Genomic DNA, 16,364 nt, shown 5'->3' on the forward strand with positions numbered 1-16,364 from the left:
CCGGGGACGGTCGATCGTTCGTGTCCGGGGACGGTCGCCGGAGAGGGGACGCGGCATGACGACGCGTGTGCTGCTGGCCGACGACGAGCACCTGATCCGCGGCGCCCTGGCCGCGCTGCTCGACCTGGAGGACGGCATCGAGGTGATCGCCCAGGTCGGCCGGGGTGACGAGGTGCTGGCCGCCGTCACTGAGCATCGCCCCGACGTGGCCGTGCTCGACATCGAGATGCCCGGCATGGACGGCCTGAGCGCCGCCGAGCAGATCAGCTCCCAGTGCAAGATCGTCATCCTGACCAGCCTGGGACGGCCCGGGTACCTGCGGCGGGCGATGGCGGCCGGCGTCAGCGGCTTCCTCGGCAAGGACGCCTCCGCCGAGGAGCTGGCCATGGCCATCCGCAAAGTCCAGTCGGGCGGGCGCTACCTCGACGCGGAGCTGGCCGCCGCCGCGATGGCAGCCGGCGACAGCCCGCTTACCGACCGGGAGCGCGACGCGCTGCGGCTGGCCGGCGACGGCGCGACGATCGCGCGGATCGCGGCGGAGCTGCACCTGACCGAGGGCACGGTGCGCAACTACCTGTCGAGCGCGATGACCAAGCTCAACGCGCAGAATCGGCTGGAAGCCATCCGCACGGCACAGCGCATGGGCTGGCTGTGAGCCCGCACGTCAAGATTGCGTAAGCCCGACGATATAGGTGCTTTCTGAGGGGTAGATGCCGGTCTCATAAGGAGGGACCGCATGGCTGCTCAGCCCGCTCACCAGGAGAACCTGGGACATGTCGTCTTCATCACGGCCGCAGCGGCCATAGGTGGGTTCCTGTTCGGCTACGACAGCGCGGTGATCAACGGCGCGGTCGTCGGCATCCAGAAGTTCTTCGCCGTCGGCGCCGTGGAGATCGGCATCGTGGTGGCCATCGCGCTGCTCGGCTCGGCCGTCGGCGCCTGGGTGGGCGGCAACCTGGCCGACCGTTGGGGCCGTACGCGGACGATGCAGGTGGCGGCCATCCTGTTCGCGGTCAGCTCCATCGGGCAGATGCTGCCGTTCAGCGTCTGGGACCTCGGCGCGTGGCGGTTCCTGGCGGGTGTCGCCATCGGCATGGCCTCCGTGCTCGGGCCGGCGTACATCGCGGAGGTGGCGCCGCCCGCCTACCGGGGGCGGCTGGGGTCCTTCCAGCAGCTCGCGATCGTGCTCGGCATCGCGGTGTCGCAGCTCGTCAACTACATGTTCGCCCGGCTGGCCGGCGGCAACGTGAACAACCATCTGTGGGGGCTGCAGGCCTGGCAGTGGATGCTCGGCGCCTGTGTCGTGCCGGCCCTGCTCTACCTGCTGTTCGCCTCGACGATCCCCGAGTCGCCCCGCTACCTGATCATGGCGGGCCGCACCGAACAGGCCCGGCGGGTGCTGCGGGAGGTCGAGGGCGACGAGATCAACCTGGACGACCGGGTCCACGAGATCCAGCACGTGCTGCGCACCGAGGCCCGGCCCACCATGAAGGATCTGCGCGGTCCCGCGCTGGGACTGCTGCCGATCGTGTGGGTCGGCATCGTCCTGTCGGTCTTCCAGCAGTTCGTCGGCATCAACGTGATCTTCTACTACTCGTCGGTGCTGTGGCAGTCGGTCGGCATCACGCAGTCCAACTCCCTGCTGATCAGCTTCTCCAGCTCGGTGATCAACATCATCGGCACGTTCATCGCGATCGCCCTCGTCGACCGGATCGGACGCAAGCCGCTGCTGCTCATCGGCTCGGCCGGCATGGCGATCTCACTGGGCACCGCCGCCTGGGCGTTCAGCTCCGCCCGCACGGTGAACGGCGCCGTCACGCTGCCGGGCGCCGAGGGCGTCATCGCGCTGCTCGCGGCCAACGTGTTCGTGCTCTTCTTCGCCCTGTCGTGGGGCGTGGTGGTCTGGGTCCTGCTGGGTGAGATGTTCCCCAACCGCATTCGCGCCGCCGCCCTGGGCGTGGCCGCCTCGGCCCAGTGGATCGCGAACTGGGCGATCACGGTGTCGTTCCCGTCCCTGTCGCAGTGGAACCTGCCGCTGACGTACGCGATGTACTCGTTCTTCGCCGTCCTGTCCTTCCTCTTCGTCACCAAGTGGGTCAAGGAGACCAAGGGCCGCAAACTCGAAGAGATGGGCTGACTGTTCCGGAGGGAAGTCGCCCCTCACTGCTCGGGCGGCTCGTGCACCCTCCGGATCGGCTACCCTCCAGGGCGTGATCGACGACGTGCTCGGGCCCTCGCTGGACGTGCTGTTCTGCGGCATCAACCCCGGCCTCATGTCGGAGGCCACCGGCCACCACTTCGCCCGCCCCGGCAACCGCTTCTGGCCCGCCCTCCACCTGTCCGGCTTCACCCCCCGCCTCCTGTCCCCGTCGGAACAGCACCTGCTCCCGTCGTACGGGCTGGGCATCACGAACGTGGTGGCCCGGGCGAGCGCCAAGGCGTCGGAGCTGACGCGGGAGGAGCTGGTGGAGGGCGGCCGGCGGCTGGAGGCCTTGGTGGCTCGCGTCGGTCCCAAGGTGCTGGGTGTGCTGGGGGTGTCGGCGTACCGGACGGCGTTCGCCCGGCCGAAGGCGGCGGTGGGGTTGCAGGAGGACGCGGTGGGCGGGGTGCCGGTGTGGGTGCTGCCGAACCCGAGCGGGTTGAACGCGCACTGGACGCTGGCGGGGATCGCGGGGGAGTTGCGCCGGGTGCGGGAGCACATCGGCCGCTGAGTCGGCGTCCATGGTGCACCCTGTGGTGATCAAGAGGGGTAAGTCACCATCCGTGATCTTTGTATGACTTAATTCGATCTTGTTGTCGTTTCGGGTGGAAGTTACGCTTCGTCCGTTTGTATAACGCGCTCCGAGCCGCGCGAGTCAGGGACCTTGTCATCTGACCCAGACGGGGTGGAGCTTCGTCCGGCGTCCCTAGGGATGCCCTACGTGGTTCGGAGTGTGACGGCGTATGCGCCGACCTGTGTTCGGCATGCCCGCGAAAGCCCGCAAGTGGACGGGTGCTGCGGTCTGCCTCATGGTGATGGCTTCGGGGCTTGCGTCGCTTCCTGCCTTACCGGCTTCGGCTGCGTCGCCGCTGGAGGTCGTGTCGGCGGACGGGGTGCGGACGCCCAAGCAACAATTGGGCTCGGGGGCAGTTCCGCTCAGCCCCTTGCCGGCGCGGCAGGTCGCCTCGGGCACCGGCGTTGGCGGCAAGAAGCCGCCAAAGGATGCGCTCCCCCTGGACAGGCGCCCCGTCGTGAGGGCCGTGAAGGTGGAGGACTCCAAGGTCCCGGCCGGCATCCGTCGTGCAGAGGAGTCGGACCGGTCGGTCTTGGGCACATCTCCCATGATCGAGGACGTGTATCCCGATAGTGGTGCTCTGGCCGAGGCCACGCCGTTGCTGGCGGTTCGCGCGGTCCGCCTGGGCGGCCCGAACATGGAAATGAAGTACCTCTTCACGATTTGCGAGATTCTGGAAGACGAGCCCTGGACCGGTGAGTTCCCGCCGTTCCCGCCGACTCCGGAGTGCGTCGACTCTGGGGAGGTGCTCGGCCAGGACGCATGGCGTGTCCCGGCAGGGAAGCTGGGCTGGGGCAAGAACTACGAATGGTCGGTCAAGGTCACCGACCCGGAGAGCGGCGCGACGGCCGAGTCTGACAAGCATGTGCTTACAACGGGTGCGCCCCAGCCTCTCACAAGTGCACACCTGGGCGAGCGCGGCCAGGAAGGGCAGGAGTTCTCGCCGATCGCGGGCAACTACACCACCAGCTTTGTGGATGCGCAGGTCGCGGCGGCGGGCCCGCCTTTGTCGGTCGTGCGCACGTACAACAGCCTGGACGGGCGTACGAGCGGCATCTTCGGTGCGGGCTGGTCGACGCAGTGGGACATGCGCATCGTTCAAGAGGACCTGCGCGACTCGGGGACTGCCGGCTATCCCCAGGTGCCTCATACGGTGGTGCTGACGCAGCCGGACGGCCGTCAGGCACGGTTCGCGGCGAAGGGGGACTTCACCTTCCAGCCTCCGCCAGGCATGCATGCCACGTTGAAGCAACTGTTCGAGCCATGTCCTGCAGGGTCCTGCACCGGTATGAGGCACACTGGCTGGCAGTTGATGGACAAGCAGGCCACCTCGTACTTCTTCAACGCTGATGGGCGCCTGACCGCGGTCTCGGACTCGCGTAATCGCCGCCAGAACGTCAACTACGGGAGTGACGGAAAGATCAGTGACGTCACGGTGGTGGGCGGCAGATCGCTGCACTTCACCTGGCAGGGCTCTCGAGTGGCGTCGGTGTCCACCGACCCCGTCGACGGCAAGGCCCTCACGTGGAGGTACACCTACACGGGCGACAACCTGACCTCGGTGTGCACCCCGGTGGCGGCGCCCAATTGCACGACGTACGCCTACGAGGACGGCTCGCGCTATCGCAATCTGGTCCGTGACGCAGAGCCGGTCGGCTACTTCCGCTTGAGCCCGTCGGAGACCGGCAACCCCACCAACGAGGGCACCAGCGGGCACACGGGGTACTACCACGACGTCACCCTCGATCAGCCCGGCGCCCTGGAAGGCAGCACCGACACAGCCGGCGGCTTCACCAAGTCGAAGATGTCACTGCCGGGGGACATGCTGACCCGTCTGCGCAACCGGCTGTCGATCGAGACCTGGTTCAAGACCTCCCAGCCAGGCATGATCATGTCGACCGGCATACAGGACTACGAATTTGGGGCCACGGATCCCGTCCTCTACATCGGCACCGATGGGCGCTTGCGCGGCAAGCTCGGCGACATCGACAAGACCAGCGCGAACGCTCCGATCATCAGTGTGGGGGCGGTCACGGACAACCAGTGGCATCACGTCGTGCTGAACGTGGCGGACGGGCGGCAGAAGCTCTTCCTCGACGGACAGGCCGTAGGTGAACTGACCGATACCCGCGGCCCTACTTACGACGAAGCAGCCGTCGTGGGCAGTGGAGATCGCGCCAACTCCTGGTTTGAGATTCCCGGCGGCCCGAACACCACCGGTGCGTTCCCTTTCAAGGGGTCCATCGACGAGTTCGCGATCTACGGCAAGCCGCTGGCGGACACGGACGTCCAAGCGCATTATGCGGCCCGGCTCAAGGTCGCCAACAAGCTGTCGAAGATCACTCTTCCTTCCGGCCGCGTGTGGGCGAACAACACGTACGACACCGCCAACGACCGTCTCAAGACGCACACCGACCGACACGGTGGCACCTGGCAGATCGGCAAGCCGGACAGTGACTGGGTCAACAAGGTCGCGACGGTGTCCGTGACCGATGCGCGCAACGTCAAGCTCACGTACGGCTACGACGAAGGCCGCGGCTCCCGGCTCGTCTACGAGAAGGATGCAGCCGAGCGTCAGATCACCTATGAGTACGACACGGGCGGCTACCTCACGAAGGTCAAGGACCGCAACGGCAATGTCTCGCGGCGCTACAACGACAAACGCGGCAACGTCATCCGCGGCGAGACCTGTCGGACGAGCGCCAGCTGTCAGAACGCCTACGCCGAGTACTACCTGAACAAGGACAACGAGTTCGACGCCCGCAACGACAGCATGCTGATCTACCGGGACGGACGTTCCGACAGCCCTGAAGACAACACCTACGCCACCCGCTGGGAGTACAACAGCTACGGCGAGCAGACCAAGGAGACGACGCCGGCCACGGCGGACTTCCCCAACGGCCGCTCGGCGACAGTCGCCTACACCGACGGCACGGAGCCTGCCATCAACGGGGGGACCACTCCGGCGGGCCTGGTGGCGAAGAAGACCGACGCGCGGGGCAACGCGTGGACGTACCGGTACACGGCGGCGGGTGACCTGGCCGAGCAGACCAACCCGGCCGGCCTGGTGACAAAGCTGGAGTACGACGCGATCGGCCGGTTGTCGGCGTCCACGCAGGTGTCGCAGGCGCATCCGGACGGGGTGAAGACGACGTTCGCCTACGACGGGCTGGGCCGGTTGGTGACGCAGACCGAGCCGGGTGTCAAGAACGAGGTCTCCGGGGTCACGCACACCAAGCAGACGACCTTCGGCTACGACCCGGACGGTAACAAGCTCAGCGAGAAGGTCGCCGACCTCACCGGCGGCGACGCCGAGCGGAACACGGTCTTCACCTACGACGGTCAGGGTCGGTTGGAGACGACGACCGACCCGGAGGGCGGGGTGGTCCGGCAGGCGTGGAACACACTTGGCCAGGTGGTGCGGGTGACGGACGCGCGCGGCACGGTGATCGAGAACGGTTACACCGACCGAGGTCAGCTGGAGAAGCGCACGCTGAAGGGGTGGACAGGCAGCCCGGTCAATCCGCAGCCGGCCAAGGACGTGCTGCTGGAGTCGTACGCCTATGACGCAGGTGGCCGCTTGGAGTCGTCCTCCGTGAACGCGTGGGATCCTCTGGAGCCGCAGACCGATGTGATGCTCCGCACGACGTTCTACACGTACTACAACGACAACCTGCTGCAGAAGAAGATCGCCAAAGGCGCGAAGCTGAACGGCTCGACGACGCCTCGTGATGTGGTGCTGGAGGAGCACACATATGACGAGGTGGGCAACCGTACGAGGCTGGTGACCGGCGGCGGAAGGGTCACCACCGACTACGTGTACGACGCGGCATCCCGGCTGGCCTCGCAGACCTTGGACCCGGGGATCCTGAACCGCAGGACCGCGTACGTGTACGACGCGAACGACAATGTGCTGCGCAAGACACTGACCGGTGCTGGCACGTCTCGGGCAGAGGCGACCGAGTACGTCTACGACAAGATGAACCTGGCCACCAAGACAACCATGGAAAACGGCGCCGACGATCTGATCTCCACCTCCGACTATGACGACCGGAGCCTTGTTGTAGCCACTACGGACCCGCGTGGCAATGTGGCCGGGGCCGACAAGGCCGCTTTCACCTCGACGCTGCGCTACGACGCGCTGGGCCGCATGGTGGAGGTGACCGGCCCGCAGGTGAAGGTGGACAAGGCCGGCTCGTCCAGTGACGCGCGCCCGACCGCCCGCTACGGCTATGACACGTTCGGCGCCACCACCCATGAGCGGGATGCCGAGGGCCGTACGCTCACGTCGGTGTTCGACAAGGCAGGCCGTCTGGCGAGCAAGAGTGCGCCGCCGTACACGCCGCCGGGCGGAACGGCGATCACGCCGTCCACCTCGAACGGTTACGACAAGGCCGGTCAGCTGATCCGCACCACCGATCCGCGCGGCTACACCAGCACGTTCGAGTACGACCAGTTGGGTCGTCAGGTGCGGGTGACGGACCCTGCTCCAGAAGGTGAGACGCCGGGCCGGTGGGTGGCCGAGTACGACCTGGCCGGCGAGCAGCGCGCGGCGGTGGACCCGACCGGTGCGCGGAGCGAGGCGACCTACGACGACCTCGGGCGGAAGATCACCGAGACACAGGTCGAGCGCAAGCCGTCCGCCGCGGCGTACACCACGAAGCTGGAGTACGACGACGCGGGCCGCCTGACCAAGACCGTGGCGCCGGGCAACCGAACCACCACGTTCAAGGTGAACGCGGCCGGTGAGGTGTACGAGCAGACCGACCCGGCCGCCAACACCACGAAGATGGACTACGACCCGGCCGGCCGACCGACCAAGACCACCGACGGGTTGGGCAATGCCACCCTGGCGGAGTACGACCTGGCCGGCCGCAAGACGACGGTCAAGGACCTGAACTCCACCGGGACGGTGCTGCGCACCACCAGCACCGGCTACGACCCGGGCAGCAACCCGACCACCCTCACCTCCGGCGAGGGACACGTCACCAAGCAGACCTTCGACGCCCTCAACCGGCTCACCAGCCTGGTCGAGCCGGTCAAGGACGGCGAGACCATCACCACGTCTTTCGGCTACGACGCCTCCGGTGCCCGCACCCGCCTCACGGACGGTCGTGGGAATGCCACCTGGACCAGCTACAACACCCTCGGCCTGGTGGAGACGGTGACCGAGCCGTCCACCACCGCCCACCCGGACGCGGCCGACCGCACGTGGACCGCTGTCTACGACGGGGCCGGCAACGCGACCGCGTTGATCCAGCCGGGCGGGGTGCGCCTCGACCGCACCTTCGACCACCTGGGCCGCCTGACGAAGGAGACCGGCGGCGGTGGCGGGTCGGCCAGCGCCGAGCGCACGTTCGGCTACGACCTGGCCAGTCGGCAGACCACCATCGGGGACCTGACGGTCGACTACAACGACCGCACCCTCCCATTGTCGATCAAACGGGCAGGTGCGCAGCAGACCGGCTACACCTACGACGAACTGGGCAACCCCACCCAGCGCGTGGACGCGGCCGGCACGGCCACCTTCACCTGGGACAACGCGGGCCGCTTGTGGACGGCGACCGACCCGGTCACCACCCGCAAGATCACCTACGACTACGACCAGGCCAACCGCGTCAAGACGATGACCGCCAAGGTCGGCACCACCTCAGCCGACACCCAGGTGTTCACCTACGACGACATGGACCGGGCCAAGACCCACACCCTCAAGTCGAGCACGGGCGCCCAACTATCGCAGATCACCTACGGGTGGGACAAGGACGACAACCTCACCACCAAGACCACCGCGGGCCTGGCCGGTGCGGGCACCAACACCTACGGCTACGACCACGCCGGACGACTCACCTCCTGGACCGCCCCCGGCGGCGCGAAGACCTTGTACGAGTGGGACGCGGCAGGCAACCGCACCAAGGCCGACGACAAGAGTTACACCTACGACGAGCGCAACCGCCTCACCTCAGGCGACGGATCCACCTACACCTACACCTCGCGCGGCACCCTCGCCACGGAAACCAAGAACGGCGCCACGACTCAGCTCACCTTCGATGCCTTCGACCGACTCATCGCCGACGGCGAGTCCCTCTACAGGTACGACTCTCTTGACCGCGTCACGTCCCGCATCAAAGGCACTGCCAACCAGACCTTCGCCTACGCCGGGTTGAGCAACAACCTGGCCGCGATTAGCGACACCGTCGCAGGCGTACAGGCCCGATACGGCCGCGACGCCTTCGGCGGCCTGCTCGGCCAGAAAGAGGGCACTAACCAGGCCCTCTCCACGCTGACCGACCTGCACGGCGACCTGGTCGCCACCTACACCAACACCGTCCTCGCTACGACGACCAACTACGACCCGTTCGGCACGATCACTGCCCAAACCGGCGTCAAGACCAACCTCGGCTACCAGGGCGCATACACCGACCCGGACACCGGCAAGGTCAACATGCACGCCCGCTGGTACCAGCCGGGGACAGGATCCTTCACTAGCCGCGACACCGCCACCCTCACCTCCAACCCCTCCGTCCAAGCCAACCGCTACACCTACGCCAACGCCTCCCCCCTCACCGGCATCGACCCCACCGGTCACGCCACCGTCATCACCGACGGCGTCGGTGGAGTCGGGATTATCCCCACCTACTCCGAATCGGCTGTCGGAGGAGTCTGGGGCACCCCCTACGGGCCCGTCCGCGACGACTACGAAATCGGCGACTGCACCGTTTGTTTCGGCGCCGGAGAAATAATCGTCGATCCTCGCTGGGTCCGCAGTGTCGAATGGAATCCTGCCTGGAATGAGAAGGAAGCGAAGAGAGTTGGTGTCATCGCGGAGGGACCAGCGGCAGGTCGCACCGCTCCCAAGGGTTATTGGGAAGCGAGCAGGGAAGCGCAACTTTCGTATTCCCATGCGTGGAGCCCAGAGCTGTCCGACAAGGCGCTGCAGATTCTTTGGGATGTCGCCCGAGCCGCATATCCAGTCAAGGGCGGTAGAAATAATGCGGCACAGGGAAGTCTTGGCCCGAGCAGCAGAAAAGGACCCTCTCCTTCTGAGGGGAAGGATGGGCTGGATCCATCACCTGGGGAAAAGGCGTGGTGCATCCGCAACCAAGAGGACTGCCTCTTGGTGAGAGATATAACACAGCGAGTGTGGAGCTACGTGCATAAGCGCATAAAAAGGGAGACTGCTGAACGTAACGCCATTCGACACTTTATCTGGCAAGTTGTTCTGACGATAACTGTTGGCAAACTTATGGCCGCAGAATTCGCAGAAGTACATGAGAAGTCGCATCCTGGACCATGCGCCCCCTATAGGGGCCGCTGTGACTCCGAGAGGGATTATCACAACAATGGAGTGGCACGCACCTATGGTGTAACCAACGATAGCTCGCTACGCCAATATAGGCGGACGTATGGTGAGGCTAGTCTTTTTGCTGATCTTTTCCGAATTGGTCAGAACTACTGGCGTAAGGGGGTACTCTGGTGAGAGGGCCGACGAGGGAAGGGAATATTGTGTGGTATCGGCGTCTTACGTTCGATCGATTTACTGCGATGACGCTGGCCGTATGCCTTGCCGTGTCGGCCTGTGCCGCAGGATCCTCAGACCCGGAGACGGTGTGCATCGCGCAAGCATCCAAGGAGACAGAGGAATTGCGAGCCGCTGTCGCCCCGCTCCTTCCAGTCGAAGTGGCCAACACCTCGCAGACGAACAACAGTTGCGATTCGGGAGCAAAGGAGGGTTGGATCTCCTTCGAGGCGGATCGTTCCGTGTCCGGCTACAAGTTGCTGCAAACGTTCCGTGACAATGGCTGGGACGTGATCGACATGCCGAACGACCAGTGTGGGGCCTGTGTCGCCGGCGTGAGCAAAAAGCTTGGCGGCAAGGTTGTTGAGGTAACCGTCGTAGATCGCTCTGGGGACACACTCGAACTCACGGCGCGACACCCGTAGGACTCGCCCATGAGCGGGCTCTGTCTGTTTCAGAACCTTAATCCTGCAGTACGGATCCCACGGGCGACGGTGCTCGCGTGTGTTGGGTTTGGGGCGCGCGCGAAAGGGACGAGTGGCGCCGTCCACGCCGCGCTGTATGAAACTGAGAAATAGCCGAGAACCGCAAGCGATCTGATGCAGGTGAGATCAAGCCCCGGCGCCCACCTCGTCGAGCCTTTTGCGCCGCTCCGAGGGCACGACCATCGTTGCCCGTCACAGCACTACGGGCCTGCTGTGCGCCGGGCGTAGATGTTTCCGTTGGAGCTGCCGATGTACACGAAGCCGTCTGCCACGACAGGGCCCGTTTGGGCCTTGCCGCCGGTCCGGAACCTCGATCGCACCGTGCCGGTGGCGGGGTCGAGGGCGTACAGCGTTCCCTCGCGGTCGGAGACGTAGACGGTTCCGTCTGCTGCCACGGGGCCGGTGTCGCGGCCGCCGGGCAGCGGGAGGCGCCGGCGCATCCTGCCCGTGGCGGTGTCGAGCGCATACAGCGTACGGTCGCGGCCGACGGTGTACAGGAGTCCGTCCACCACCGCGGCGCTCCATGCGAACATGGGCTGGTCGCCCTTGGCCTGGAAATCCCACAGGGGCGCGCCGGTCGCGGCGTCCAGCGCGTGCGTGGTGCCCTCGTCGTCGCCCACGTACACGGTCCTGCCGGCCACCACCGGACGGACGGAGATGGTGCCGGCGATCCGAGACCTCCATCGGACCTCGCCCGAGACGGCGTCCACGGCGTTGACGTCGCCGTTGCTGCTGGTGGCGTAGACGGTCATGCCGGCCCGTAGCAGGAGGACGCGGTCGCGTTCCCCGCCGAGTCGGTAGCGCCGTTGCTCGGTTCCGGTGGCGGGGGAGAGGGCGTACATCACGCCGTGGTCGCTGCCGGTGAGGACGACGTCGCCGGCCAGCACGGGCTCAGGGGTCAGCACGTCGCCCGCCTGGAAGCTCCACAGCTGCTTGCCGGAGGCGGCGTCGAGCGCGACGAGTTCGGCCTTCGAGGACCAGGCGGGGTGCCTGGTCCAGAGGTAGAGGCGGCCCGCCGCGACCACGAGGTGACCGAACACGGTGATCCTGCGGATCCATCTCGGGCGGCCGGTGCCCGTGTCCAACGCCACCAGCCTGCCCGTTCTACTGGCCGCGTACACGGTGCCGTGCGCCACCACGTGGCCGTCCTCCACGGAACCGCCCGTCCGGTAGCGCCACCGCACCGCGCCGGTGGCGGCGTCCAGCGCGGACACCGTGCCGTCGCCGCTGGTGGCGTAGACGACGCCGCCGGTCACCACCGGCTCGGTACGCACGGCCGCGTCGGTCGGGAAACTCCATCCGCGTTCGCGCACGGGGGCGGGGGCGCGAACGCCCGGCTTGTACCGGGCGAGCAGATGGTCGCGCAGCACCGGGGAGAGGAGCCGCACCGCCTGCCGTGAGGACGAGGTCAGCTTGACGATGACGGGTCCCACGTTGATGATCGTCGCGCCGTAGAAGCCGTTCGTCTCGGCCACGGTGTGAGTCAGGAAGCCTGGGGCCTCGGTGGTGGGATCGATGTCGCCGGTCTCCTCGACGGCGGCCGCCTCGGCGGTGTACAGCTTGCGCGCGCTCGCGTCCGACGACGACACCCACTCCACGGACAGCGAGACGACGGCGCCGTCGTCGGCCGGCGGTATCCAGTCGCATTTCGCCGCGCCGTCCGCTGCCGGGGCCGGGCGGTAGCCATCCGCGAAGGCCGCCAGGTCGCGGCCGGTCAGCAGGGCGCAGGCGTCCGGCCAGGCGGTCTTCGGGCGGGCGGTCCCGTAGATCAGCCTGTACGCGGTGAGCCGCCCGTCCCCGGGGACGTCGCTGAACACGAAGGCCATGTCCCGGATTTCCCCGGCAAGGGAGACCAGGTGGGCGGGCAGGTCGATCGGCAGCCCGCCGAGCCGCCCGGTGCCGGGGTCCATGGAGATCAGGTAGGCGGGCAGCGGCCAGGTGGTGTTCCGCAGGGCACGGCCCTGGTCGTTCGCCACGGTGGAGGAGCCGGCGTACAGGGGCGGGTTCCAGCGGTCCGGATCAGTGACCTTGACGGCTTGCGAGCCGGTGGACAACAGGCGGCCGTCGGGGTCGAGGAAGAAGTCGTCCTCGCCCGCCCTGGCCTGCACGTACCCTTCGGCGTTGGCCGTGAGCCTGATGGACGGGGCCCCGTTCTTCGGGGAGAACGACGACGGCAGCACGCGCGTCCATCCCTGCCGCAGGGTGCGCGGATCCATCGAGGCCAGCCGCAGCTCGTTCCCCTGGCAGTAGCTGAGCAGCCGCACCGATCGGGCCGTCGCTGCGCCGGTCAGCCGGCAGCTTCGCGGGTAGGTCACTCTGGCCGTGGTCATTCCGGTCCGTGCATCGAGGGCCTGGATGTCGAGGGGTTCGTCTGCCTGCTCGAACACCACGATGCCGTGCTCGGTCGCCATGATCCGCGGGCCGTAGTACGAGCCGGTGTCGCTCAGCCGCGGCTGGCGGAGGGCGGTGACGACCGTGCGCCGCCACAGCTGCGCGCCCGTGGCCAGGTCGTGGCCGTACAGGGTCTGCTCGGCGCCGTCCGGTTCTCCTCTGGCGACGACGAGCGTGTCGCCCGCGATCCAGACGCCGGTGACGGGCGCGGGCTGGGCCGGATCGGCGGGTACGGTGCGCCGGAGCGCGCCCGTGCGCGGGTCGTGGATCCTTACGGTGCCCTGCCGCGTCGCCACGGTGACCGCCCGGGCGGACACGGCGTGGCCCGGCGCCTTCAGGAACATGACGCCGTTCTCGGCGTCCGCGGGCACCGACCACGACGCACGCCACTCGACGGGTACGCGGGGAAGCCTCGTGACGTTGTCCAGGGCCGCGGCCGAGCAGGTCGCCAGGATGACCACGAGCAGGATCGCGGCTGACCGGCGCCTGCGCGCGGTCAGCACTTCCCGGCCTTGGCGAGCTTCCGTTCGATCGCGCACGCGCCGCTCCGGGAGATCGGCTGCCAGCCGCCGAGCGGAGAGATCGTGTAGTAGGCGTGGTAGGCGCCGGAGGCACCGGTGACCCGGAACGGGGTCCTGTCCGGCCCCTGGATCGTCACCTGCTCGGTCCGGTCCCCCGCGAGCACGGTGATCACGAGGTCGAAGGCGTAGTAGGCGGCCGTGCCCGTGACCGTCATGGACAGCGTGACTTGTTCGTCCTGTTTGAGGTCAATCTGCTTCTTTCTGAAGTACGAGATGTCCGGGGTTTTGGGACTGGTGAAGCGGGGTGCGGGTTCGTCGAGGTCGGCGGAGAGTTCGATGGTGGCGACCTCTCCGCCGGAGGTGTAGACGAACAGCGCGCCGTCCGAGACGGGCTTGCGGTCGAGGACACGCGGCTGGATGTCGACGATGCGCACGCTGCTGCGGTTGCCGACGAGGGCGACGGTGAGGTCGGCGGTCTCGAGCGGGGCACGGTCGTGGCGCGCCATGACCGTGTCGCGTCGCGAGCCGGACGCGCTGCCCTGCAGGATCGCCCGCTCCGCGGGGTCGGTCACCGCTTCCCTGAGGGTGATGTCCTGCGCGGCGTAGTCGACGGCCACGTGGCCGACCTTGATCGGGGGCTCGCCGCTGATGCTCTCGACGGTGTCGGAGCCGCGCGCGTTGAACCAGGCGGCGAACACGACCCCGACGGCCGCGACGATCACGGCGCTGACAATTCCCGCCAGCCACGTCCGCATGGCTTTCCATCCTCCGGCCTCCTCGGTACGGGGGGCGGAGGGGGCACGCCTCTTCTGGCGCGTTCTGGCCATGGACGTACCCTTCGTTGGCGGTGCAACGGCAGCTGATATATAGCTGATGGGGACGCCGCGTGGCCGCAGTGTTGACGAATTCAGTCTGGAGTTCTGAATTCCACAGGGCAGATCGGGCACGAAAGATTACGAATAACGGTTCAGCCGATAAAGCAGGCTTCGGCAAGATGGCGTTGACGACCGTGGTGCGAGGTGACCTGCGGCTCCAGGCCCGTCGCGGTGGATGGCAAGGCGCTACGCGGCGGTCGCCTGGCCGAGCACGGCACCGTGCATCTTCTGGCCGCCTTCGATCACCACTCCGGGCTGGCGCCGGCCCAGGCCGACGGGGCCGGCACAACGAACGAGCCACGCGGGGATCGCCTGCGGGAAAGAGCGAGCGCATTCATGGCCGAGAGAAATGGCTGGATGCGCATCACCGTGCGGTTGTGGAACACTCTCCACGGCGCTCATCCGGATGGGTGCCGGGGCAACCTCCTGGGAAAGATCCAGGAAATGGAAGCCGAATATCCTGCTGCTTCAGGATTGCCAGGGTCGGCCGGCCGACGACAGGAACAGGCCGTCAAAGCGAAATACGACCTGGACATGAGAGTCCAGGTCGCCCATCGTCGCCTACCGGCCTAGGAGCAGTCCATGTGCAGCGAGGATGCCTCGTTGTCGAACCCGTTGTTCGTCAGGTCGGAGTCCACGGACCTGCCCTGCGCGTAGTAGGTGTCGCCTTCGCCGTACGAGTAGGCGTCGTAGAGCCATACCGCACAGAGGGTGTCGTTCTTCATCGAGCTGGCGCCGTTGTTGACCGGGCGTGACGTGCCCTGCCAGTAGTTGTTGGACAGATTGTTGTCCTTCTTCTGCTGCTTGTAGGCGCCTTCCGTGATGCACCACTTCCCGCCCTTGTAGTCGTCGTGCTCGTAGAGGCAGAAGTACTTTGTGGCTGCCTCGGTGTCGGCCTGGGCGGGGGACGCACCCGGGAGAAAGCCCAGGACAAGGGATGCGAGCAGCGCGACAGATGCCGGTTTCCGCAAGACTTTTCTTCTTTCACAGGGGGGTCAGCAAGAGCAAGATCACGTTAGCCGGTCGTGGTTCCGACTGTCCACTTCCGATCAGTCGGCCTGTCCCAAATGACCCTGTCACCAGGCCGGCCAGGTCGGGCAGCACCCGGTGAGCGGCTGCCTCACAGGTGGGCGAGCAACATCTCCAGCGGTCGCGGCACGCGATCGGGATCGAGTGCCGCGACGAGCGGGCCGGCGTAGCGGATCTTGCGGCCACTGCCTGATCCCATGAACCGGCGAAGCTGGTCGTGAGTGGTTCTCCCACGCCATGCGGGTTGCATCTGGAGTGTGCGAAATGAGCTGAGGTCGCCCTCGGCATCGACGACGCGCTCGACCGTGTCGGTGCCGAGCGCGCGGATCAGCTCGTCTTCCAGGTCGGCGACGCACACGAAGAATCCGAGCGCCTCCAGATCGCGCTGGCTGAGATCGGAGCCGAGGCCGGCGCGCTCGAGAGCCCTCCGGTAGTCGCCTTCCTCCCCGACGTCGCACAGACCGGCCAGCCGGAGATCGCGACCGTGAGGGCCGAACCTGCCGACATACGTCCCGATGTTCGTGGCACCGCCCATCGCGACAAGGGAGATGCCTTCGGCCGCCAGGTTCCGGCCATGGCGCTCGGCCAGCGCTTCGATGGCCGACTTGTCGCTGTCGCCCTCGACCAGGACCACGGTCTGCGTGTCGCTCACGAGCCCAGCCTGGCACCGAACCTGGCGAGGTTCATCCCCTTTTATGCGCGGAAGGCTTTATGCGCGGAAGGCCGCCTGCCGCAGTGCCGCGGGGGTTGTTCGGACGAACCCGGCGGCCGGT

General features: G+C 67.0%; 10 protein-coding genes. 6 read left to right on the forward strand and 4 right to left on the reverse strand.

Annotated elements, in window-relative coordinates; all coding sequences use genetic code 11:
- Positions 1 to 55: 55 nt before the first annotated feature.
- From MTP10_RS19850 to MTP10_RS19870, 5 genes are all read left to right on the forward strand, one after another.
- On the forward strand, positions 56 to 655 hold the full coding sequence (locus MTP10_RS19850) for a response regulator transcription factor (protein ID WP_310710969.1): 600 nt from the start codon (positions 56 to 58) through the stop codon (positions 653 to 655).
- Between the two features lie 81 nt (positions 656 to 736).
- Complete coding sequence (locus MTP10_RS19855) at positions 737 to 2,137, forward strand: sugar porter family MFS transporter (RefSeq protein ID WP_310710970.1); 1,401 nt, start codon at positions 737 to 739, stop codon at positions 2,135 to 2,137.
- Between the two features lie 73 nt (positions 2,138 to 2,210).
- Positions 2,211 to 2,711 (forward strand): G/U mismatch-specific DNA glycosylase, encoded by a 501-nt coding sequence (gene mug, locus MTP10_RS19860; protein ID WP_310710971.1) that lies wholly within the window; start codon positions 2,211 to 2,213, stop codon positions 2,709 to 2,711.
- Between the two features lie 253 nt (positions 2,712 to 2,964).
- Entirely contained in the window at positions 2,965 to 10,251 is a 7,287-nt protein-coding gene (locus MTP10_RS19865) for an RHS repeat-associated core domain-containing protein (protein ID WP_310711012.1), read from the forward strand.
- A gap of 65 nt (positions 10,252 to 10,316) precedes the next feature.
- Positions 10,317 to 10,715 carry a hypothetical protein gene (locus MTP10_RS19870; RefSeq protein ID WP_310710972.1) on the forward strand — a complete coding sequence of 133 codons (399 nt, stop codon included), beginning with the start codon at positions 10,317 to 10,319 and terminating at the stop codon, positions 10,713 to 10,715.
- Positions 10,716 to 10,975: 260 nt separating this feature from the next.
- Here MTP10_RS19870 and MTP10_RS19875 read toward each other — a convergent pair whose 3' ends face one another.
- The gene (locus MTP10_RS19875; RefSeq protein ID WP_310710973.1) at positions 10,976 to 13,705 is read right to left on the reverse strand and encodes a PQQ-binding-like beta-propeller repeat protein; all 2,730 of its coding nucleotides are present in this window, start codon (positions 13,703 to 13,705) and stop codon (positions 10,976 to 10,978) included.
- A complete protein-coding gene (locus MTP10_RS19880) occupies positions 13,663 to 14,442 on the reverse strand; it encodes a hypothetical protein (protein WP_310710974.1) in 780 nt (259 codons plus the stop codon). Before MTP10_RS19880 ends, MTP10_RS19875 begins: the two co-directional genes overlap by 43 nt.
- Before the next feature lie 291 nt (positions 14,443 to 14,733).
- On the opposite strand from MTP10_RS19880, the gene MTP10_RS19885 reads away from it, so the two are divergent.
- Positions 14,734 to 15,135 (forward strand): hypothetical protein, encoded by a 402-nt coding sequence (locus tag MTP10_RS19885; RefSeq protein WP_310710975.1) that lies wholly within the window; start codon positions 14,734 to 14,736, stop codon positions 15,133 to 15,135.
- Here MTP10_RS19885 and MTP10_RS19890 read toward each other — a convergent pair.
- Both MTP10_RS19890 and MTP10_RS19895 read right to left on the reverse strand, forming a co-directional pair.
- On the reverse strand, positions 15,132 to 15,533 hold the full coding sequence (locus tag MTP10_RS19890) for a peptidase inhibitor family I36 protein (RefSeq protein ID WP_310710976.1): 402 nt from the start codon (positions 15,531 to 15,533) through the stop codon (positions 15,132 to 15,134). The two genes, MTP10_RS19885 and MTP10_RS19890, sit on opposite strands and share 4 nt — an antisense overlap.
- Before the next feature lie 149 nt (positions 15,534 to 15,682).
- Positions 15,683 to 16,243 carry a TOPRIM nucleotidyl transferase/hydrolase domain-containing protein gene (locus MTP10_RS19895; protein WP_310710977.1) on the reverse strand — a complete coding sequence of 187 codons (561 nt, stop codon included), beginning with the start codon at positions 16,241 to 16,243 and terminating at the stop codon, positions 15,683 to 15,685.
- Positions 16,244 to 16,364: the final 121 nt, after the last annotated feature.

It is taken from the genome of Nonomuraea sp. 3-1Str, assembly GCF_031570565.1.
GTDB lineage: Bacteria > Actinomycetota > Actinomycetes > Streptosporangiales > Streptosporangiaceae > Nonomuraea.

Excerpts from the sequence above, each read along its gene's own strand:
- MTP10_RS19850 (WP_310710969.1), top strand. The coding sequence starts at position 56 with ATGACGACGCGTGTGCTGCTGGCCGACGACGAGCACCTGATCCGCGGC.
- MTP10_RS19855 (WP_310710970.1), top strand. The coding sequence starts at position 737 with ATGGCTGCTCAGCCCGCTCACCAGGAGAACCTGGGACATGTCGTCTTC.
- MTP10_RS19865 (WP_310711012.1), top strand. The coding sequence starts at position 2,965 with ATGCCCGCGAAAGCCCGCAAGTGGACGGGTGCTGCGGTCTGCCTCATG.
- MTP10_RS19870 (WP_310710972.1), top strand. The coding sequence starts at position 10,317 with ATGACGCTGGCCGTATGCCTTGCCGTGTCGGCCTGTGCCGCAGGATCC.
- MTP10_RS19880 (WP_310710974.1), bottom strand. The coding sequence starts at position 14,442 with ATGCGGACGTGGCTGGCGGGAATTGTCAGCGCCGTGATCGTCGCGGCC.